Annotated in this window: 23 protein-coding genes, 2 tRNA genes and 2 rRNA genes; 23 read left to right on the forward strand and 4 right to left on the reverse strand. The window is 29.0% G+C overall.

The annotated features are described in order from the left end of the window. From OW729_RS17985 to OW729_RS18065, 17 genes are all read left to right on the forward strand, one after another. Positions 1-108: ribosomal RNA gene (locus tag OW729_RS17985) — 23S ribosomal RNA — on the forward strand; the annotation flags it as partial. A gap of 108 nt (positions 109-216) precedes the next feature. Next, a tRNA-Asn gene (locus tag OW729_RS17990) sits at positions 217-291 on the forward strand. Between the two features lie 81 nt (positions 292-372). Beyond that, positions 373-489: ribosomal RNA gene (rrf, locus tag OW729_RS17995) — 5S ribosomal RNA — on the forward strand. A 6-nt stretch (positions 490-495) separates the two neighbouring features. Further along, positions 496-570: transfer RNA gene (locus OW729_RS18000), tRNA-Asn, on the forward strand. Between the two features lie 291 nt (positions 571-861). Further along, positions 862-2,946: an elongation factor G gene (gene fusA / locus OW729_RS18005; protein ID WP_268062930.1), complete on the forward strand. Its 2,085-nt coding sequence runs from the start codon at positions 862-864 to the stop codon at positions 2,944-2,946. A 216-nt stretch (positions 2,947-3,162) separates the two neighbouring features. Next, positions 3,163-3,402 (forward strand): hypothetical protein, encoded by a 240-nt coding sequence (locus OW729_RS18010; RefSeq protein WP_268062931.1) that lies wholly within the window; start codon positions 3,163-3,165, stop codon positions 3,400-3,402. Beyond that, positions 3,362-3,571, forward strand: coding sequence for a hypothetical protein (locus OW729_RS18015; RefSeq protein ID WP_268062932.1), 210 nt, complete (start codon positions 3,362-3,364; stop codon positions 3,569-3,571). Before OW729_RS18010 ends, OW729_RS18015 begins: the two co-directional genes overlap by 41 nt. A 265-nt stretch (positions 3,572-3,836) precedes the next feature. Further along, positions 3,837-5,120 (forward strand): ATP phosphoribosyltransferase regulatory subunit, encoded by a 1,284-nt coding sequence (locus tag OW729_RS18020; protein WP_268062933.1) that lies wholly within the window; start codon positions 3,837-3,839, stop codon positions 5,118-5,120. A gap of 51 nt (positions 5,121-5,171) precedes the next feature. Next, positions 5,172-5,819 carry an ATP phosphoribosyltransferase gene (gene hisG, locus OW729_RS18025; protein WP_268062934.1) on the forward strand — a complete coding sequence of 216 codons (648 nt, stop codon included), beginning with the start codon at positions 5,172-5,174 and terminating at the stop codon, positions 5,817-5,819. Positions 5,820-5,837: 18 nt separating this feature from the next. Further along, positions 5,838-7,130 carry a histidinol dehydrogenase gene (gene hisD, locus OW729_RS18030; protein WP_268062935.1) on the forward strand — a complete coding sequence of 431 codons (1,293 nt, stop codon included), beginning with the start codon at positions 5,838-5,840 and terminating at the stop codon, positions 7,128-7,130. Further along, positions 7,130-8,197 carry a histidinol-phosphate transaminase gene (gene hisC / locus OW729_RS18035; RefSeq protein WP_268062936.1) on the forward strand — a complete coding sequence of 356 codons (1,068 nt, stop codon included), beginning with the start codon at positions 7,130-7,132 and terminating at the stop codon, positions 8,195-8,197. The genes hisD and hisC overlap by 1 nt, the downstream gene beginning before the upstream one ends. Before the next feature lie 126 nt (positions 8,198-8,323). Then, on the forward strand, positions 8,324-8,911 hold the full coding sequence (gene hisB, locus OW729_RS18040) for an imidazoleglycerol-phosphate dehydratase HisB (protein WP_268062937.1): 588 nt from the start codon (positions 8,324-8,326) through the stop codon (positions 8,909-8,911). Continuing rightward, on the forward strand, positions 8,911-9,516 hold the full coding sequence (gene hisH, locus OW729_RS18045; protein WP_268062938.1) for an imidazole glycerol phosphate synthase subunit HisH: 606 nt from the start codon (positions 8,911-8,913) through the stop codon (positions 9,514-9,516). Before hisB ends, hisH begins: the two co-directional genes overlap by 1 nt. Beyond that, complete coding sequence (gene hisA, locus OW729_RS18050; RefSeq protein WP_268062939.1) at positions 9,513-10,229, forward strand: 1-(5-phosphoribosyl)-5-[(5-phosphoribosylamino)methylideneamino]imidazole-4-carboxamide isomerase; 717 nt, start codon at positions 9,513-9,515, stop codon at positions 10,227-10,229. The genes hisH and hisA overlap by 4 nt, the downstream gene beginning before the upstream one ends. 10 nt (positions 10,230-10,239) lie before the next feature. After that, on the forward strand, positions 10,240-11,001 hold the full coding sequence (gene hisF, locus OW729_RS18055; protein ID WP_268062940.1) for an imidazole glycerol phosphate synthase subunit HisF: 762 nt from the start codon (positions 10,240-10,242) through the stop codon (positions 10,999-11,001). 139 nt (positions 11,002-11,140) lie between these two features. Continuing rightward, the gene (gene hisI, locus OW729_RS18060) at positions 11,141-11,473 is read left to right on the forward strand and encodes a phosphoribosyl-AMP cyclohydrolase (protein ID WP_268062941.1); all 333 of its coding nucleotides are present in this window, start codon (positions 11,141-11,143) and stop codon (positions 11,471-11,473) included. Positions 11,474-11,562: 89 nt separating this feature from the next. After that, a complete protein-coding gene (locus OW729_RS18065; RefSeq protein ID WP_268062942.1) occupies positions 11,563-11,892 on the forward strand; it encodes a phosphoribosyl-ATP diphosphatase in 330 nt (109 codons plus the stop codon). A gap of 83 nt (positions 11,893-11,975) precedes the next feature. On the opposite strand, the gene cls is transcribed toward OW729_RS18065, so the two are convergent. Beyond that, complete coding sequence (cls, locus tag OW729_RS18070; protein WP_268062943.1) at positions 11,976-13,418, reverse strand: cardiolipin synthase; 1,443 nt, start codon at positions 13,416-13,418, stop codon at positions 11,976-11,978. A gap of 139 nt (positions 13,419-13,557) precedes the next feature. Beyond that, positions 13,558-13,923, reverse strand: coding sequence for a hypothetical protein (locus OW729_RS18075; protein WP_268062944.1), 366 nt, complete (start codon positions 13,921-13,923; stop codon positions 13,558-13,560). Between the two features lie 255 nt (positions 13,924-14,178). Here OW729_RS18075 and OW729_RS18080 point away from each other — a divergent pair, with 255 nt between their 5' ends. Both OW729_RS18080 and OW729_RS18085 read left to right on the forward strand, forming a co-directional pair. After that, the gene (locus tag OW729_RS18080) at positions 14,179-14,559 is read left to right on the forward strand and encodes a carbonic anhydrase (protein WP_268062945.1); all 381 of its coding nucleotides are present in this window, start codon (positions 14,179-14,181) and stop codon (positions 14,557-14,559) included. A 172-nt stretch (positions 14,560-14,731) separates the two neighbouring features. Then, on the forward strand, positions 14,732-15,643 hold the full coding sequence (locus OW729_RS18085) for a WG repeat-containing protein (protein ID WP_268062946.1): 912 nt from the start codon (positions 14,732-14,734) through the stop codon (positions 15,641-15,643). Positions 15,644-15,662: 19 nt separating this feature from the next. On the opposite strand, the gene OW729_RS18090 is transcribed toward OW729_RS18085, so the two are convergent. Beyond that, positions 15,663-15,800, reverse strand: coding sequence for a hypothetical protein (locus OW729_RS18090; RefSeq protein ID WP_268062947.1), 138 nt, complete (start codon positions 15,798-15,800; stop codon positions 15,663-15,665). A 162-nt stretch (positions 15,801-15,962) separates the two neighbouring features. Between OW729_RS18090 and OW729_RS18095 the strand changes: the two genes are divergently transcribed. Then, positions 15,963-16,604, forward strand: coding sequence for a peroxiredoxin (locus OW729_RS18095; RefSeq protein ID WP_268062948.1), 642 nt, complete (start codon positions 15,963-15,965; stop codon positions 16,602-16,604). An 81-nt stretch (positions 16,605-16,685) separates the two neighbouring features. Beyond that, positions 16,686-16,862: a small, acid-soluble spore protein, alpha/beta type gene (locus tag OW729_RS18100; protein WP_268062949.1), complete on the forward strand. Its 177-nt coding sequence runs from the start codon at positions 16,686-16,688 to the stop codon at positions 16,860-16,862. A gap of 27 nt (positions 16,863-16,889) precedes the next feature. Here OW729_RS18100 and OW729_RS18105 read toward each other — a convergent pair whose 3' ends face one another. Further along, complete coding sequence (locus OW729_RS18105; protein WP_268062950.1) at positions 16,890-17,645, reverse strand: tetratricopeptide repeat protein; 756 nt, start codon at positions 17,643-17,645, stop codon at positions 16,890-16,892. A gap of 269 nt (positions 17,646-17,914) precedes the next feature. Here OW729_RS18105 and pepV point away from each other — a divergent pair, with 269 nt between their 5' ends. Next, positions 17,915-19,303, forward strand: a complete 1,389-nt coding sequence (gene pepV, locus OW729_RS18110; protein WP_268062951.1) for a dipeptidase PepV — start codon at positions 17,915-17,917, stop codon at positions 19,301-19,303. A gap of 295 nt (positions 19,304-19,598) precedes the next feature. Further along, the gene (locus OW729_RS18115; RefSeq protein WP_268062952.1) at positions 19,599-20,195 is read left to right on the forward strand and encodes an ECF transporter S component; all 597 of its coding nucleotides are present in this window, start codon (positions 19,599-19,601) and stop codon (positions 20,193-20,195) included. Positions 20,196-20,274: the final 79 nt, after the last annotated feature.

Raw genomic sequence — 20,274 nt, forward strand, 5'->3', positions numbered from 1 at the left:
AGCGTAAGCTAGTAAGACCCCTGGAAGACTACCAGGTTGATAGGTCAGAGGTGTAAGCGTGGTAACATGTTAAGCTGACTGATACTAATAGGTCGAGGGCTTGATCAAATAAAAGTAACCAGTGACTAGGTAATTGGTTACGATCGAACATCACTGTGCAATTTTGAAAGAATAAAATTCTTTCAATGGTGACTAAAACTAGTTACTGGAGAATGTTCCGCGGTAGCTCAATGGTGGAGCACTCGGCTGTTAACCGATAGGTTGGAGGTTCGAGTCCTCTCCGCGGAGCCATTTTATGAGAAAAATAAAATATAATCTCGCTTATTTAAGTTGTGAGTATTGTATTTCTAAGAGTTTAAATAATTTATATGATCTGGTAGTTATGGCTTGAAGGTAACACCCGTTCCCATTCCGAACACGAAGGTTAAGCTTCAAAGCGCCGATGGTACTGCACTGGAGACGGTGTGGAAGAGTAGGTCGCTGCCAGGTAGATGTTCCGCGGTAGCTCAATGGTGGAGCACTCGGCTGTTAACCGATAGGTTGGAGGTTCGAGTCCTCTCCGCGGAGCCATTTTTATTTTTTGAGTATTAATAGCGTTTATAAATAATATAAAGAATCCTTATATATAGAAAAGATATATGCCTTTCCTATATATAAGGATTCTTTTGTTATGTTGCTTTTTATTTTAATAAAAATGAATAGCATTAGCAAGATCGTAATAACTTATATAGTATAGAGAATGATTAAACATACATGTCAAATAATTCAGAATATTTAGCTTAATTAAAAGGATTTTTATATTTAAGATAGAATAGTATATTTATTATACAATAAAGTTATATCAAGAAGGGGGAATTAATTATGAGGCAGTATAAAACCCAAGACTTAAGAAATATAGGTTTCATTGGACATAGCGGCTCAGGAAAAACTACATTAGCAGAGGCGATATTATATTATACAAAAAATATTGATAGATTTGGAAAAGTAGAAGAAGGAAATACAATAAGTGATTATGATTTAGAAGAAAAGAAAAGAAAAATTTCTATATCCACATCTATATTACCATGTGAATGGAATAATATAAAAATTAATATGGTCGACATACCAGGATATTTTGATTTTATAGGAGAGATGATTGAGGGATTAAGTGCTGTAGATATGGCACTAATTACAGTTTCAGGAAGATCAGGAATACAAGTTGGTACAGAAAAAGCATGGAACTATGTAAATGAACACAATATGCCAAGAGCATTTTTTATAAATAAATTAGATAGGGAAAACAGCAATTTTGAAAAAGTATTAGGGAATTTAAAAGATAAATTTGGAATGTCAGTAGTGCCTATTCAATACCCTATAGGAAAAGAAGAAGAGTTTACTGGTGTAATAAATGTTATTTCTAAAAAAGCACGAATTTTTAATCCAAAGACTCATGATATGGAAGAAAGAGAAGTGCCAGATGAATTATTAGAAAATGTTGAAGAATGCAAGAATATGATAATGGAAGCTGTTGCAGAAACTGATGAAGAGTTATTAGATAAGTATCTTTCAGAAGGTGAATTAAGTGATGAGGAAATATATAGTGGATTAATTAAAGGTGCCGAAGAAGGAGATATAGCTCCTGTAATGTGTGGTTCTGCCTATCTTGGAATAGGTATAAATACATTATTAGAGGATATAATGGAGTGTTTTCCATCACCAAAAGATTCAAAAGCTATAAAGGCTATAAGATTAAAGGATAATAAAGAAATAGAAGTAAACATAAATGAGAATTCTAAGTTTTCAGCTTTTGTATTTAAGACAATAGCAGACCCTTTTGTTGGCAAATTGTCTTTATTTAAAGTAATGTCAGGAAAACTTAAATCAGATAGTGTTGTATATAATACAAATAAAGAGAAGCAAGAAAAAATAAGTTCAATGTATTTTTTAAAGGGAAAAGAACAAATACTTACTTCAGAAATAGGTGCAGGTGATATTGGGGCTGTTGCTAAATTACAGTATACTTGCACAGGAGATACTTTATGTGAAGTGTCAGAAGCCATAGCTTTTGAAGGCTTAAAATTTCCTGATCCATCAATATCAATGGCTGTAGTTACTAAATCTAAGGGCGATGAGGATAAAATTTCTTCTGGATTAAATAAACTTACAGAGGAAGATCCTACTTTTAAAGTAAGTAGAGATGTTGAAAATGCGGATACTATAATATCAGGAACAGGATCTACTCATTTAGAAATAATAGCAAATAAGTTAAAAAGTAAATTTGGTATAGAAATAGATTTACAGACTCCAAAAATACCTTATAGAGAAACTGTTAAAAAAATGGCAGAAGTTCAAGGAAAGCATAAGAAACAAAGTGGTGGACATGGACAGTACGGAGATGTAAAAATAAAGTTTGAACCAAGAAATGATGGGGAAGAAGATTTAATGTTTGTAGATAACATAGTTGGGGGAGTTGTACCTAGACAATATATACCAGCCGTAGAAAAAGGATTAAGAGAGGCTATGCGTCATGGAGTTTTAGCAGGTTATCCAGTCATAGGGTTAAAAGCTACACTTTATGATGGTTCATATCATCCAGTAGATTCATCAGAAATGGCCTTTAAAGTAGCAGCTTCTCTAGCATTTAAAAAAGGAATGGAAGTGGCCCAACCGGTATTATTGGAGCCAATTATGCATGTGGAAGTACAAATCCCTGATGAATATATGGGAGAGATAATTGGAGATATTAATAAAAAAAGAGGCAGAGTACTTGGAATGGAACCTATCAAGGATGGACAGAATGTAATTGCAGAAGTTCCTATGTCTGAAATGTTTAAATATGCTACAGATTTAAAATCCATAACTGGAGCTAGAGGAAGTTTCGAAATGAGATTTGAAAGATATGAAGAAGTGCCTAATAATGAAGTGGAAAAAATAGTTAATGAAATAAAAAAACAAAATGAAAAATAAGATTTGAAATGCATCAGCTTAGAGCTGGTGCATTTTTGTTTTGAAAACACAGAAAAATATTGTTGAACTTTTATTATGCAATAGAAAATTAAATTATATGATATGAATATTTTAAAAATTAGTGCAAAAAATATAGAGAAGAATATATCAAAATGATAAAGCTTTTTTATAAAAACAGTTTACTGATTTTCTTTATGTGATGAAAGGAAGAGTATAATGTCCGAATATTACTTAGATATTCTAGGGAAAATAAGTTTAAGTGATTATAGTAAGATAGATGATTATATGGCTATAGTAGGAGAAGAAGATAATTTTATAATAACTTTTAATAACAATTCTATAGATAATTCAGATATTGTATATGAAATGTTAGGAAATAATAATTTTTCGGTAAAATACAAGGGAGGAGAAGAAAATGGAAAATTATACATCTCAGCCACAAGAAATAAAAGGTAATACTATAACTATTCCACATTTTCATTCAAATGAAGAAGCTAAGTCAATTCAATATGTAAATATGGTAGATGGATACACGGCTAAAACGCCAACTTTACATTCTATAGCTCAGGGTTATGAAAAAAGTCAAAAATTTAAAGAATTATTTGAAGATAATATATTTAAGTAAAAGTAATAATTATAATCTTATAAATAAAAAAGGAGTATTTTAAATAAATTACCTTATTTAGCATATATAATATTCATATAAATTAAATGCGAGAGGCTGAATTAGGCTTTTAATATATAGGAAAAATAATCCTATGATTTTTAAGGTATTAAAAGTTCTATAGATTCAGCCTATTTTTATTGACAAAAATAAATATAAAGTGGTATTATAACTTTAACGATTCAATACAATAAAGTGATAAATTGATAAAGCGAAGGTGCATGAAATGGATAAATGGAAAAAATATATACCTGATGGTATGAAAGATATTTTATTTGAAGAATGTAGAAAGAAAATATTTATACAAGATAATTTGAATGAAACATATAGGCTTAGCGGGTTTTCTCAGGTAATTTCTCCAACTTTAGAGTTTTACGATGTTTTTAATTTTACAAATCAACCTATTTTACAAGAAAACATGTATAAATTATTTGACAATAGTGGGCGTATATTAGTATTAAAACCAGACATGACAACTCCAATAGCTAGAATTGTTTCTACAAAAGTTAAAGATAAGGAGTATCCAATAAAGTTTTGTTATACAACAAATGTATTTAGAACTAATGAAAGTTTAAATGGTAAATTAAGTGAAATCACTCAATCTGGCGTAGAGATTGTAGGCAGTAGTGATGTAAGAGCTGATGTAGAAGTGATAATAACAGCTATAAAATCTCTTAAGAATTTAGGGATAAAGAATTTTAAAATAGATATAGGTCAATCCGGATTTTTTAAAGCACTAATAGAAGATATAAATATGAAAGGTGAAGACATAGAAGAACTAAGAAAGTTAATAGAAAATAAAAACTATGTTTCTCTTAGAGACTTTTTAAATGAAAAACAAGATTATATCGATGAAGAAAGTGTTTATATTTTATCTGAACTTCCTAAGCTATTTGGAGATATCAATATTCTTGACCAGGCAAAAAATATTACAAAAAATAGTAAAGCATTGAAAGCTGTAAATAACATTTGTGATATTTATAATCTAATAAAAGAAATCGGATTGGAAAATTATATATCAATTGACTTTGGCATGATTCAAGATATGAACTATTATACAGGAATAATTTTCAGGGCTTATGTAGAAGAAGTTGGAGAATGCATTTTGAGTGGAGGAAGATATGACAACTTAACAGAAGAATTCGGTGTAAATACTCCAGCTACAGGATTTGCTATAAATGTAGACAATATTTTAGAAGTTATTAAAAGACAGGATTCATTTTCTGATTTAATATGTAAAAAAATTTTAATACATTGCAAAAGTGAACATTTTAAGGAAGCATATAGAATTCTAGATACTATTCAAGATAAAGAGATTATATGTGAGTTAAGTTTATATGAAGACAAGAAAGATTCTTTAAATTATGCAAAAAGTAATGGATCAGATACGTTTATAAGTATTGAAAGTGATGAAAATATAAATATTATTAATATTTATACAAAAAAACATATTAGTGTGAAGTTAAATAAATTTATAAATGTGTTTAATGAAACATTAGAATTAGGTTAAATGGCTTATTAATTATTAAAAATTCAAATAAAAAAGAGGGGGGGAAGAAGGTTGAAAAAGATAAATATAGCATTGACAAAAGGTAGATTAGAAAAAGAAGCAATAAAGATATTTGAAGCTATGAATGTTAATGTAGATGAACTTAAGAATAAAGGAAGAAGACTTATTTTTAATTGCAAAAATAGTTTTTATGATATAAATTTTTTTCTTGTAAAGGCTCCAGATGTAGTAACTTACGTTGAATATGGAGCGGCTGATATAGGTATAGTAGGAAAAGATACGTTATTTGAAACTAATAAGGAGTTTTATGAAGTATTAGATTTAAAAATTGGGGAGTGCAAATTTGCTGTGGCTTCTCTTCCTGGATTTAAAATCGATGATGGATATAGAAATGAATATAGAAAAAAGAAAATTGCAACAAAGTATCCTGGGGTAGCAAGAAAATATTTTTCTAAAAGAGGGCAAGATGTAGAAATTATAAAAATAGAAGGATCTGTAGAACTTGCACCTATTGTTAAATTAGCTGATGCTATAGTGGATATTGTAGAAACAGGGGAGACTCTTAGAGAAAATGGACTAGTTATAGTTGATGATATATGTAACATAAGTGCAAGGATGATAGTTAATAAAGCAAGTATGAAAACTAAAAGAGAAGAGATTATGAAGATAATAGAAGAAACAAGTAAGATAATTAATTAAAAATAAGGGGGCATAGAAATGATTAACATAATCAAGTTGGATAACTATAATAAAGAAGAATATATAGATAGATTAAAAAATAGGGCAGAGACTGTTGAAAAAAGTATATTTATTACTGTAGATAATATTTTAAAAGACATAAGAAGAGAAGGAGATTCTTCCTTAGTAAAGTACACAAATAAGTATGATAGTGAAAAAATCAATTCACAAAATCTTAAAGTATCTGTGGATGAAATTAAGAAAGCTTATAAAAATGTGGATGAAAAATTTATAGATGCTATAAAGGTGGCTAAAGAGAATATATGGTTTTTCCATGAGAAACAGAAACAAAATTCATGGATGACAACAAAAGAAGATGGGATAATCCTCGGACAGCAGATAAGAGCATTAGATAATGTTGGAATATATGTGCCCGGGGGGAGTGCTTCATACCCTTCTTCAGTTCTCATGAATGCAATTCCAGCAAAAGTAGCAGGAGTAAAAAAAATTATAATGATAACTCCTCCGAGTAAAGATGGAAGTATAAATCCCAATATACTTGTGACGGCCGATATCGCTGAAGTAGATGAGATTTATAAAGTGGGCGGTGCACAAGGGATAGGCGCTCTTGCTTATGGAACAGAATCTATACCAAAGGTAGATAAAATAGTTGGACCTGGAAATATATATGTGGCTATGGCAAAGAGAAGTGTATATGGTTTTGTAGATATAGATATGATAGCAGGTCCATCAGAAATACTTATTATAGCTGATGAAACAGGAGATGCTAAATATATAGGGGCAGATTTAATGTCACAAGCAGAGCATGATGCCTTGGCATCATCTATACTAGTCACAACATCTGAAAATTTAGCAAAACAGGTTAAAGAGGAAATTGAAAGGCAAATAGGGTATTTAGAAAGAAAAGATATTATTTCATCATCCTTAAAAAATTATGGGTCCATTATAGTTGTAGATAATATTAAACAAGCTGTAGATATTGCAAATATATTTGCACCAGAACATTTAGAAGTAATGGTAGAAGAACCATTTTCCCTTTTAGGTGAGTTGAAGAATGCAGGGTCAATATTTTTGGGCAAGTATTCACCAGAACCTGTTGGAGATTATATAGCGGGACCAAACCATGTACTTCCTACCAATAGTACATCTAGATTTTTTTCACCTCTTTCAGTAGATGATTATATAAAAAAATCTAGTTTTATATATTACTCAAAAGTTGGACTTTCAAATGTTAAAGATAAAGTAGTTAAAATAGCAGAAACAGAGGGGCTTACAGCACATGCTAACTCTATTAAGGTGAGGTTTGAATAATGATTGAAAAATTTTTTAGAGAAGATATAAGCGATTTTCAGCCTTATGATGCTGGAAAAGAAAATTTTAGAATAAGATTAGATGCAAATGAAAGTTTTATAGGTTTAAGCCAGAGTTTGAAAAACAAAATACTAAGTGCAGTAATAAGTGTAGAATTTAATAGGTATCCTGATCCACAGTCAAATAAATTATGTAGTTTATATGGTAAGTATTGTGGGATAGATGAAAAATACATTATGGCAGGAAATGGATCAGATGAAATTATACAAATAATAATAAATACTTTTTTAGATAAGGGAGATAAACTTGTTGTACTAGATCCAGATTTCTCTATGTATAAATCATATAATCGAGTAAGAGGGGGAAAGACTGTATCTATTTCATTAGATAAGGATTTTAATATAGATACAGATTCTCTAATAGAAAAAATTAATTATGAAAACCCAAAAATATTTATATTTTCAAATCCTAATAATCCTACAGGTGGAATAATATCTAAGAAAGACATTATTAAAATAGTAGATAAATGTAATTGTATTGTTGTAGTGGATGAAGCATATATAGAATTCTATGGAGATTCTATTATATATGAAGTGAAAAATTATAAAAACTTAATAGTATTAAGAACTTGTTCTAAAGCCCTAGGAAGTGCTGTTTTAAGGTTAGGATTTGCAATAACAAATGAATCTATTTTAAAAGAATTAAAGAAAGTAAAACCTCCATTCAATGTAAATGGTGTAAGTCAAGTTATAGGAGAGATTATTTTAGAAGATACAGAATATGTAAATAAAGCAGTTAAGAAAATTATTGAGCAAAGAGACTATCTATACGAAGAACTTAGCAAAATTAATAAAATAAAAGTATATAGAACCAATGCTAATTTTGTTCTATTTAAAAGTATAAATAGTAAAAAAATAAATGAGAAACTAGAGCGTAATGGAATAAAAATTAGAAGTTTTAAAGATGAAGTATTAAAAGATTATTTAAGGGTAACGGCAGGCAATGAAAGTCAAAACAAAGAAGTTTTAAAGATTATAAAAGAATGCGTTACTTCATTTGAGATTTAGATGAGTTTTATAGATGAATGTAATTTTTCTATAATATAAAAATTTTTTAGATCCAAGATATTAAAAGTGTTGAGAAGTTAGATGAACAAATAGTAATTATGATTTTAAAATAGGAAGTGATAAAGGTTGAAAAGAGAAGCAAGTTTTTATAGAAAAACTAATGAGACGGAAATAACTGTGGATTTATGTTTAGATGGAGAAGGGATATATAATATAAATACAGGACTAGGTTTCTTTGATCATATGTTAAATTTAATGACAAAACATGGATTATTAGACATTACAATAAAGGCTAAAGGTGATCTTGAGGTAGATGCGCATCATACAGTAGAAGATGTGGGGATAGTGTTAGGACAATGTCTAAAAGATGCCTTAAAAGATAAAAGTGGAATAAATAGATATGGAACTTCATTTGTGCCAATGGATGAAACATTAGCCTCAGTGTCTATAGATATTAGCGGAAGACCTTATATTATGTTTGATTGTGAGTTTACTGTGGATAAAGTAGGGGATATGGATACAGAGCTTGTGGAAGAGTTTTTAAGAGCTTTTTCTTTTAATGCTGGAATAACACTTCATGCTAGAGTTTTATATGGGAAAAATAATCACCATATGATAGAAGGTATTTTTAAGGCACTAGGAAGAGCTATTAGAGAATCTGTAAGTATAGATAAAAGAATAAAAGGCGTTATGTCAACGAAAGGAGATTTATAGTGATTGCAATTGTTGATTATGGAATGGGAAATTTAAAAAGTGTGCAAAATGCATTAAATGCTGTAAATATACAATCTACCATAACGTCTAATAATGAGGTTATATTAAATTGCAAGGGAATCATTCTTCCAGGGGTAGGTGCCTTCCCAGAGGCTATTAATCATATAGAAGAATTAAAATTGGATAAAACATTAAAGGAAGCAGTATCTAAAGGTATACCTTTACTTGGAATTTGTCTTGGGATGCAGCTTTTGTTTGAAGAAGGTGATGAGATTATGTTAAGTAAAGGGCTTGGATTTTTAAAAGGAAGAATAGAAGAAATTAAAGGTAATGTGAAAGTACCTCATATGGGGTGGAATAGTTTAAAGATAGAAAAGAAATCTAATTTATTAAAAGGAATAAAAGAAGGGGACTATGTGTATTTTGTTCATTCTTACTATGCGGTAGTTGAAGAAGATGGAATATTAAATAGTTATGTAGATTATGAAGTTAAAGTTCCAGGAGTAGTTAGCAAAAAAAATGTTTATGGAATTCAGTTTCACCCAGAAAAGAGTGGGGATATAGGATTAAAAATACTAAAGAATTTTGGGGAGATGATAAAGTGATAATTTTACCTGCAATAGATTTAAGGAATGGTAAATGTGTAAGACTGTATAAAGGGGATTTTAATAAATCTCAAGTTGTTGCAGAAGATGCTTTAGATGTAGCAAGAAAATTTAAAGATGCAGGTTCAGAGTTTATTCATATGGTAGATTTGGATGGGGCATTATGTGGAAAAGGTGTAAATGAAGATATAGTTTCAAAAATTATAGAGGAAATAAAAATTCCCATTGAGTTAGGTGGTGGGATAAGAGATATGGAAACTATAGACAAGCTCATAGAAAAAGGTATTAGTAGAGTGATTTTAGGGACAGCTGCATTGAGTAATACTGAACTTGTGAAGAATTCAGTTAAGAAATATGAGGAGAAGATAGCAGTAGGTATAGATGCTAAAAATGGGTATGTTGCTGTGAATGGATGGCTTGATGTAAGTAAAGTATATTATTTAGATTTTGCAGAGCAAATGGAACATATAGGGGTTAAAAACATTATTTTTACTGACATAAGTAGAGATGGTACTCTTAAAGGACCAAATATAGAGGCTTTAGTTGCTCTTAAAGAAAGGGTAAATTGTAATATTATAGCGTCAGGAGGAATTAAAAGTATAGATGATGTAAAGAAAATAAAGGATATGGGTTTATATGGAGTAATTATTGGAAAAGCTATTTATTCTGAAACTATAGATTTAAATGAAGCGGTAATTTTAAGTAAAGAATAGGGGTGACAAGATGATTACTAAAAGAATAATTCCATGTTTAGACGTGAGTATGGGGAAAGTAGTTAAGGGGGTTAATTTCATTAATTTAAGAGATGTTGGAGATCCTGTACAAATAGCTGAGTTTTATAACAATGAAGGGGCGGATGAACTAGTATTCTTAGATATTACGGCTACCTATGAAGAAAGAAAAACGATGATAGATGTTGTTAGAAGAACATCAGAAAAAGTTTTTATACCTCTTACTGTTGGGGGAGGAATTAAAAGTTTAGAGGACTTTAAAAATATATTAAGAGCTGGTGCAGACAAAGTATCAATTAATTCAGCAGCGATTAAAGATCCTGAGCTTATAAAAAGAGCTTCACAAAAATTTGGAAGACAATGTGTAGTAGTTGCAATAGATGGAAAGAAAAGAGAAGACAATCTTGGATGGAATGTCTATATAAATGGTGGAAGAGTAGACACTGGAATTGATGTACTTGAATGGGCTAAAAAAGTAGAAAAATTAGGGGCTGGTGAGATTCTATTAACTAGCATGGATGCAGACGGAACAAAGTCGGGGTATGATATAAATTTGACAGAAGCTGTGTGTAAAGCTGTGAATATTCCTGTAATTGCATCAGGAGGATGTGGGAAAATAGAGGATTTTAAAGAAGTATTTAAAAAAAGTTCAGTAGACGCTGCCCTTGCAGCTAGTATTTTCCACTTTAAGGAGCTTACTATAAAGGAAGTTAAGGACTATCTTAAAAATAAGGGAGTGTTAATTAGAAATTAGTATATGTAGAATAATTAAGAAAAAATAAATTAGTAATGAAAAATAACTTAATTAAACATATTAAAGTAAGCAACAAGGGAGAAGGGAGGAATTGGTGGGGGGTTATATATGCAAGAAAATCCATCACTGAAAATAAAAAATGAATGAAAAAAAATATATATTGAATATTGATTTTTCTAAGTTAAATGGATTAATTCCTACAATTATTCAAGATTATAAAAATAATGAGGTTTTAATGTTAGCTTATATGAATAAGGAATCTTTGCAAAAAACTATAGATAGTGGAACCACTTGGTTTTGGAGTAGGTCTAGAAAAGAGTTGTGGAATAAGGGAGCAACATCAGGACATTTGCAATTTGTTAAGAGCATAAGTATAGATTGTGATTATGATACTTTACTTATTAAAGTTGAACAAGTAGGAGTAGCATGTCACACAGGAAATAGAAGTTGCTTTTATAGAAATGTAGAGTAAAAATATAGCGCTTTTCAATGATATACAAGAACAAGTGAACTTTATCTGTCAAAAACATAGGAAATATTTACAGTAATAGGAGGAGGATTATGAGTAAAGATATCATCACAGAATTGTACTCTATTATAGAGAGTAGAAAAAGAAAAAAGGTTGAGAATTCTTATACAAATTATTTATTTGAAAAAGGGTTAGATAAAATTTTAAAAAAGGTTGGAGAGGAAAGTACAGAAGTTGTTTTAGCTGCCAAAAATAATAATAATGAGGAATTAATACTAGAAATTTGTGATCTAATATATCATTCGTTAGTTCTTATGGCTGAGGTAGGGATTACCACAGAAGAGATAAAAGAAGAGCTTAAAAAGAGAAGAGAAAAAATAGGTAACAATAAAAAAGAGAGAAGACAAATAGATGAATATTAAATATTTATTGCAAAAAACAATAAAGCCCACCTATATGTAAAAATTAACCCTAGTTGAGGCTAATTAATAAGAGGGGCTTTATTTTATAATACTGGAGAAAGGAGTCTAGAAATAGACTCTTTAAATTTTATTATTAAAGACCTATTTTCATAGGATGCTTCAGTTATTTCAGTACATTCAAATATATCTTTTTCAAAAATTTCTTCAAGAGATTGCGCTGTTTTACTGTCATATAAAAATGCATTTACTTCAAAGTTTAACTTAAAGCTTCTTACATCCATGTTAGCTGTTCCAACAGAGGCTACTTTCCCATCAATAACTACCATTTTACTGTGTAGAAATCCTTTATTGTAAGTATAGCATTTGACGCCAGCTTTTAGCAATTCTCCTACATAAGATAAGGAAGCCCAATATACAAAGGGGTGATCAGGCTTACTTGGTATCATAACCTTTACGGTTACTCCTGACAAAGACGCTATTTTTAGTGCTTCAGTTATACTTTCATCAGGCACTAAGTATGGACTATGAATGCAAACATTTTTTTTAGCTGATTGAATCATTTTTAAATATCCATTTTTAATTTGTTCCCATTCGGAATCAGGACCGCTAGATACAATTTGAATACCAATTCCTTTGTTAGCTTGTTTAGCTGGAAAATATTTTTTATCAAAAGTTATCTTTTCATTAGAAGCATGCCTCCAATCTAGTAAAAATCTCTGCTGAAGAGAATCAACAGCAGTTCCTATAACTTTTAAGTGGGTATCTCGCCAATAGCCAAATGTTTTATTTTTACCAAGGTATTCATCGCCGATATTAAAACCACCAATAAAAGCTTCTTTTCCGTCAACTACTGTTATCTTTCTATGGTTTCTAAAGTTTAACCTTACATTTATGTGAGGGACTATGGAAGGAAAAAATACTGCTACTTTACCTCCTGCTCGTTTTAATTTATTAAAAAAAGTTTTAGGTAATTTTCTACAACCCATTTCATCATATAAAAACCTAACTTCTACTCCTTCAGAAGCCTTTTTAGTAAGAGCATCGAGTATTCTATTTCCAAGACTATCATTTTTAACAATGTAGTATACCATATGAATATGATCTTTAGCATTATTTATGGAATCAATCATAGAATCAAATAAGTCATTCCCATCAGTATATATTTTAACAGTATTATCTTGAGTAAAAACTGCTTGACTGTTATTAAGATGCATATACATCATATCTTTGTAGGTTACCATTTCTTTATCATGAAAATTCATGTGATTTTCTGAAAGTTGTTTTCCTTGAAGAAATAGATCCTTATGAAATCTGTCTTCTTCAGCCTTTAAATTGAAGATCTTTTGTTTGCTAAGGTTTTGGCCTAGGAGTAGGTATAATATAAAGCCAATACCTGGAATTAATACTAAAACCATTAACCATGCCCAAGTTGCAGAAGCATTTTTTCTTTCTAAAAATATTACAGCTAGAGCAAGTGGAATATTAATGAAAGATATTACTTCAAAGATATTAACAATAAGTTCCATAAGTATATCTCCTCCATACACTCTAAAATTATCTTTTGAATATATTAAAATACACCTTAAATATAATATATAAAAAAACAATACATATCAATAGTTTATTCTATTATTTATATTGGAGTTACAAAATAATAAGTTGCCTCTATTTATGAGCATGACAAATATCAGTACATCCGCTACAGTTTGAACAACTATTACAATTATGAGCATTAGAAGTTCTTGGAGTAGTTTTTATCATAAAGGTAGAGTTTTTATATATTAATTCTATTTTTTTTATATTCCTTAGTAGTTCTTCACTATATATAAAAGATATATTTTTAAAGTTATTATTAAAATAATTAACTTTTGTTTCAAAATTGTCTAGATATATTTCAATTGGAGGAAGTTTGCAACATGTTTTTCTATAATCAAATCTTATACAGGAATATTCATCTTTATGAGCTATAAGTAAATTTTCAAGTTCTGTATAAGCAATTTCTGAAATATCAATTTCTAAATCGTTTTTCAAGGTATCACCCACTTTAAATTATTTTATAACTATATGTAGTATAAGCTATTTTCAATAATAATAAAACACTAACTATAATTATGTATTTAAATCAATTTTAAATAGATTATCTTATTTACAAGCTAATAACAGTTACCGAGTATATCAAATTAATAATCTATTAAAAAATAGTAAAAAATAAGCTTGTTATATAACAAAGGAAAAGATATAATTTTGACTAAATATAATTTAGTTAGAGTTAGGAGGAATTATAACATGAAAGATAAATTTATTACGACGATTAATTGTATAGGTGGGAGGGTACAACTTCCTATCATCAGGTATATTAAAAGTGAGTATAGTGTACAATATGTTGATATGATAACTGAAGCAGGACCTAATAAAATATTAGCCGAAAATAAAGATATAGATATTATTAAATCTATAAAAAATCGGGTTGAAATTTCTATAGATAATCATGAATCAAATTTAATCGCTGTAGTAGGACATTATGATTGTGCAGGAAATCCAGTGGATGAAATCCAACATATAAAGGATATAAAAGAATCGGTTAAAAATATAAAAAAGTGGAATTTAGGGATAGAGGTAATAGGATTGTATGTTGATGATAAATGGCTGGTAAATAGGATTTGTTAATTTAATAGTTTTTAGAACTATGATTTAACAATACTTAAAGTTGGTATTTAAAAATATTAATTACAAAAGTATATAGTTATGTAGAAGTTTTTTAATTAGTAAAAATTGATAATATATTACTTGGATGCTATATTATAATTATATAATATTAGTAAATAAGGAGAAATTTAATATGAACGATAATAATATGCTTTATCCTGTAATTATTAATGAAAAATATGGTTATATAGACAATCGAGGTACATTGTTAATAGATACAAGATTTGATTATGCAGAAGAATTTCAAGACGATTTTGCAATAGTAGAGGTTAATGGCAAGTATGGGTTTATAAATAGAAATGGAGAGTATGTTATTCAGCCTAAATATGAAGAAGTAAATAACTTTAAAGAAGGATTGGCAGCGTTTAAATTAGGATATACATGGGGATATATAAATAAAGAAGGAAAGGAAGTAATTTCTAATACTTTTTTAGATGCTTATGATTTTAGTGAGGGTATGGCTTTAGTGCAAGTTGGAGGAAAACAGGGATATATAGATAAAGAAGGAAATATAGTTATACAACCCAAATATAATTATGCTCATAGTTTTAGAGAAGGTTTAGCATCTGTAGATATTAATGATAAATTTGGATATATAGACAAAAATCAAAATATTATAATACCTTCAAAATTTATTATGGCTAATGAATTTTCAGAAGGATTAGCAGCAGTAGAAGTTAAAAACGGATGTGGGTATATTAATAAAGATGGTGAAATGGTTATAGATCCAAAGTTTGATGAAGTAGATGATTTTTATGAGGGATATGCATTAGTTGGAAAAGAGGATTTATTTGGATATATAAATAGAAAGGGAGAAGAAATTATCCCTATAAGATATGAAAATATAGATATTATTGCAGAAGAATTGGTAGCTGTTCAAATAAAGGATAAGTGGGGATATTTAAATCTTAAGGGCGAGATGGTTATAGAGCCTAAGTTTAATGAGGCTTATGATTTTAAAAATGGTATAGCAGCAGTAGAGGTGAAAAACAAGTTAGGATATATAAACAAAAATGGGGAATATATCTGGAAACCTCAAAGATAATTTGAGGTTTCTTATATAATTACCCTAAAAAGGTTTCAAGACATTCTTCTATTACATCTTGTGTGATATGGAATGTTTTTTTTGTTTCTTTATTACTATTTGATTCAGTTGTATTGTTAGTTACTTTTATATTTTGTACTTCTAATGATTTTTCCATAATTCAGACCTCCTTTTTACATACTAAATAATATATGCATTAACTTTTTTTTTACCACAACTTTTTATAATATTTTAATAATAGTGTAAAAAAAGCTTTTAGTTTTCATAAAGCTAGTGTATAATTATCATTAAATAATTATTATTACTTAGGAGGGGTTTTATGAAACTATCACTTAGAGATAAATTTCCTGAATTAAAAGTAGAAACAACAAAGGGAACTATTAGTTTACCTAATGATTATAAAGGAAAATGGTTTATATTATTTAGCCATCCAGCAGATTTCACTCCAGTATGTACTACAGAATTTGTTTCTTTTCAAAAGAAAAAGAAACAATTTAATGAATTAGGGGTAGAATTAATTGGTTTGAGTGTAGATAGTTTAGAGTCTCATCATAAATGGATTCAATGGATTAAAGAAAATATACATGTTCAAATAGAATTTCCAGTAATAGATGATGAAAATAGAAAGGTTGCTGAAACTTTGGGATTAATTCATCCTAATGAAGATGACACATATGCAGTAAGAGCAGTAATTATAGTTGATCACAATGGTAAAGTAAGAACTATGCTTGAATATCCTAAGGAAATAGGAAGAAATATTGACGAGATACTAAGAACAGTAAAAGCATTAAAAATGGCATCTATTAAAAAAGTTTTTTCTCCAGCAAACTGGCCCCATAATGAGATTATAGGCGATAAGGTTTTATTCCATAGAGGAGAAGAAGACGACCCATCATTAGATAAAGAACGTGGAATATATAGTTTGTCAGATTGGTTTATATATAAGAATATGGATGAATAAAAGGATGATTTCTATTATATATTTTAACTCTTTGGGCACAATAAAATTAAAGATTTACTAATATATAATGGAGGGAATCTAATGGCTCATAAGGATAACAAAAATAGTAAAGAAGGTAAAAAAGTAAATCCAAAAACAAAAAAAGAACTTGCAAAAATGAAGATGGAAACATCTAATGAATTGGGATATTCAAATGAATCAAGAAAATTAGGTAAAAACAAAGAAAGACAAAACAAGCAAAGAACAAAGAACCAATAAATAAATTAAGCTAATAGAAAATTTCTGTTAGCTTAACTCATTTAGTTTAAAGGGGATAACTAAACCTTTATCTATATTTGTATTTCTTTTTAACATATCTTTTATTATAAAATAATAGCATTTTGTCCACTCATCTTTAGGATTTATATCAAAAGCTTTTTTAGCAAGAGGATAAGCTTTCTCATAATTCATTAAATCAATATATACAAGAGCTTTAGAGGTGTAAGCTTCACTTTTAGTTGGGTCTATTTCTATTGCTTTGGAAAAAGTGTTTAATGCTTCCTCATGATCACATAATGCTTTTAATAATTCACCCTTTTCACAATATGCTTCATAAAAGTTGGGGTTTAAGTTGAGAGATTTATTAAAACTATCTAAAGCTTCTAATAATTTATTTGCTTGTTGCAGTATGCAAGCTTTTCTATAATGGATATAATAATCATTATCTTTTATTTTAAGTACCTTATTACAAAAATCTAATGCTTTATCAAATTCACCAGACATATGATAAATTTCGATCATATCTAAATATCCTTTTAATGGATTAGAACTTATTTTTAAAAATTTTTTTATACATTTTTCAGCTTCTTTAACATCATGCATTTGTATATGAGCTTCACCCTTAGCTAAATATGACTCAGCATAGTTATAGTTAAGGCTTAAAGCCTTATCAAACATTTTAAAAGCATTATCAATTTTATTTTCTTCAAATAATTTTCTACCTTTATCTATGTAATTTAATATGATACGCTCTAATGATTTATCTATATTTATATTATCCATACTTTCACCTCTTACATTATAGTACATTTCATTTAGATTAGAAAATTCCATGTAGTCATAGATTTGAAAATCTAGAATTTCCTCATATATATTTTGATTATTGACATATAGTTATAGAATTAAACTTAATTTTGATTAAAATTGGATATGTTTTGAAAATATATTATTTAATTTTACTTGTAATTTATAAACAAAATAAAGTTGATAATCTTAACATAAAAAGATTATAATGTATATAATTATTTATATGATGGCAAGGAGAGATATATATGCAATTAAATGAGAAAATAGATGGTATGAGGAAAGAGTTAATAAGTTCAACTCAGGAAATAGTTAAAATTAAGAGTGTAGAGGGAGAAGCTAAAGGAGATATGCCATTTGGAGAAGGCCCTTACAATGCTCTTAAATATGCCTTGGATTTGAGTGAAAAACTAGGATTTAAATCTGTAAATTTAGACAATTATATAGGATATGCTGAATATGGAGAAGGAGAAGAATATGTAGGTGTTTTAGGACATTTAGATGTTGTACCAGAAGGAGATGGTTGGATATACCCTCCTTATGGAGCAGAAATACATGATGGAAAAATGTTTGGACGTGGAACCATGGATGATAAGGGACCTATAATAGCAGCTCTTTATGGACTTAAAGCTATAAAAGATTTAAATCTTAACTTATCTAAAAGGGTTAGAATAATTTTTGGAACAAATGAAGAAAGTGGATGTGGGGAGATTGAACATTATTTTAAAACAGAGAAAGCACCTGTCTCTGGATTTACTCCCGATGCTGAATATCCAATTATTAATGGAGAGAAAGGAATTACTATATTTGATTTTGTAAAAGATTTAAATTTGAAGGGTTGTAATAATAAAATTAAATATATTAAGGGCGGAAATAAAGCTAATATGGTTCCAGATTATTGCGAGGCAGCAGTTGTAACTGAGAATGTAGAAAAAGTACTTCTTTATGCTCATAATTTTAAAGAGATAACTGGATATGATGTAACTGCAGAAGCTAAAGATGATATGGTAATTATAAAATCAATAGGAGCATCTGCTCATGGAAGCACACCAGAATTAGGTAAAAATGCTATAATGCAATTATTTGGATTTATAGAACAACTAGGATTCGAAGAATGTGACATAATAAACTTTATAAAGTTTTTCAATGAAACAGTTGGATTAGATACAGATGGTGAAGCTTTTGGAGTGGGACTTAGGGATGAGGTTTCAGGAAATCTTTCATTTAATATTGGGACAATAGATGCAAATGAAGAATCAGTAAGAATGACAGTAAATTTGAGATATCCTGTTACATGCACTTTTGAGCAAATGATGAAAGGTATAAATTTAACAATTAAAGATAGTAGCATAAGAGTAGAAAATATGCAACATCAGAAACCACTATATTTTTCAGAAGATCATTCCACAGTAAAAGCTTTAGTAAAGGTTTATGAAGAACAAACAGGACAAAAAGCTGAACTTCTATCAATAGGCGGAGGCACTTATGCAAAGGAGATGCCTAATATAGTTGCTTTTGGACCTTTATTTCCTGGAGAACCAGAGCTTATTCATCAACCAAATGAGTATATTGAAATAGAAGATTTAATGAAAAATGCAAAAATATATTCACATGCAATATATGAGCTTGCAAAATAGTTATGTCTAGACCGCCCTATAATTCATTTTAGCAAAATAAATATAAAATCTTAAGAGTGCATTACTATGTTATATTTATTTGCTTATGACTTATGGGGCATCTAATGTACTATCAAAAGGTAAAATAATATTTCGAATAAAATGTATAAAAAAAACTATTTAAAATTGGAAAGAAAGGTGTTAAAATATTTACAAAGTCGGTATTCGATTAAGAAACTGAACTTAAAACCGTATATTTAAGTAAGTTTAGGAAGTCGACTTATATCCTTAAAGGAATAAGAACGGAGGTAAATTTATGGAAAGAAATCTTGATGTTAATTCTAAACGTAAGGCAGGTACAAGGAAAATAACTACATTGGCTATGTTATCTGCTATAGCAGTATTACTTGGATTTACACCACTTGGTATTATCCCTATACCGCCTGTGGCGGCTACAATAATGCATATTCCTGTTATTATTGCAGCGGTTTTGGAAGGACCTATAATAGGAGCTATAATGGGGCTTATATTTGGGATATTAAGCATTATTAGAGCAGTAACAACTGGGAATATACTATTAGTTGCTATTTTAAATCCTTTAGTATCAGTAGCTCCAAGAATATTAATAGGTATTTTAACTTATTATACTTATAAGTTGATTCCTACCAAGAAAGAAAGTGTTAGAATTGGAGTAGCAGCAGCTGTGGGTACTCTAACTAATACATTTGGTTTTTTAGGAATGATGTACTTATTATATGCAGAGCCATTTGCAAAAGCTAATAATATGCCAATAGATGGTGTTGGAAAGGCAATAGCTGTTATAGGTATTACTCATGGAATTCCAGAAATTATTGTAGCAATTATAATAACTGTAGGAGTAGTTTTAGCAGTTAAAAAAGTAAGAAAAAATTAATTAGAGAATATGTAGCAGTAGGAACTTAAAATGTTTTTACTGCTTTTATTATATTGTTTTATTTGATGTAAATTATAAA

The organism is Clostridium brassicae, from assembly GCF_026738875.1.
Taxonomy (GTDB): domain Bacteria; phylum Bacillota; class Clostridia; order Clostridiales; family Clostridiaceae; genus Clostridium_H; species Clostridium_H brassicae.

What these genes read in the sequence shown, in the direction of transcription:
- pepV (WP_268062951.1), top strand. Translation starts at nt 17,915, where the DNA reads ATGCAATTAAATGAGAAAATAGATGGTATGAGGAAAGAGTTAATAAGT.
- OW729_RS18105 (WP_268062950.1), bottom strand. Translation starts at nt 17,645, where the DNA reads ATGGATAATATAAATATAGATAAATCATTAGAGCGTATCATATTAAAT.
- OW729_RS18010 (WP_268062931.1), top strand. Translation starts at nt 3,163, where the DNA reads ATGTCCGAATATTACTTAGATATTCTAGGGAAAATAAGTTTAAGTGAT.
- cls (WP_268062943.1), bottom strand. Translation starts at nt 13,418, where the DNA reads ATGGAACTTATTGTTAATATCTTTGAAGTAATATCTTTCATTAATATT.
- OW729_RS18065 (WP_268062942.1), top strand. Translation starts at nt 11,563, where the DNA reads ATGAGTAAAGATATCATCACAGAATTGTACTCTATTATAGAGAGTAGA.
- OW729_RS18095 (WP_268062948.1), top strand. Translation starts at nt 15,963, where the DNA reads ATGAAACTATCACTTAGAGATAAATTTCCTGAATTAAAAGTAGAAACA.
- OW729_RS18115 (WP_268062952.1), top strand. Translation starts at nt 19,599, where the DNA reads ATGGAAAGAAATCTTGATGTTAATTCTAAACGTAAGGCAGGTACAAGG.
- OW729_RS18090 (WP_268062947.1), bottom strand. Translation starts at nt 15,800, where the DNA reads ATGGAAAAATCATTAGAAGTACAAAATATAAAAGTAACTAACAATACA.
- fusA (WP_268062930.1), top strand. Translation starts at nt 862, where the DNA reads ATGAGGCAGTATAAAACCCAAGACTTAAGAAATATAGGTTTCATTGGA.
- OW729_RS18100 (WP_268062949.1), top strand. Translation starts at nt 16,686, where the DNA reads ATGGCTCATAAGGATAACAAAAATAGTAAAGAAGGTAAAAAAGTAAAT.
- OW729_RS18085 (WP_268062946.1), top strand. Translation starts at nt 14,732, where the DNA reads ATGAACGATAATAATATGCTTTATCCTGTAATTATTAATGAAAAATAT.
- OW729_RS18080 (WP_268062945.1), top strand. Translation starts at nt 14,179, where the DNA reads ATGAAAGATAAATTTATTACGACGATTAATTGTATAGGTGGGAGGGTA.
- OW729_RS18020 (WP_268062933.1), top strand. Translation starts at nt 3,837, where the DNA reads ATGGATAAATGGAAAAAATATATACCTGATGGTATGAAAGATATTTTA.
- hisF (WP_268062940.1), top strand. Translation starts at nt 10,240, where the DNA reads ATGATTACTAAAAGAATAATTCCATGTTTAGACGTGAGTATGGGGAAA.
- hisC (WP_268062936.1), top strand. Translation starts at nt 7,130, where the DNA reads ATGATTGAAAAATTTTTTAGAGAAGATATAAGCGATTTTCAGCCTTAT.
- OW729_RS18015 (WP_268062932.1), top strand. Translation starts at nt 3,362, where the DNA reads ATGGAAAATTATACATCTCAGCCACAAGAAATAAAAGGTAATACTATA.
- hisD (WP_268062935.1), top strand. Translation starts at nt 5,838, where the DNA reads ATGATTAACATAATCAAGTTGGATAACTATAATAAAGAAGAATATATA.
- hisI (WP_268062941.1), top strand. Translation starts at nt 11,141, where the DNA reads ATGAATGAAAAAAAATATATATTGAATATTGATTTTTCTAAGTTAAAT.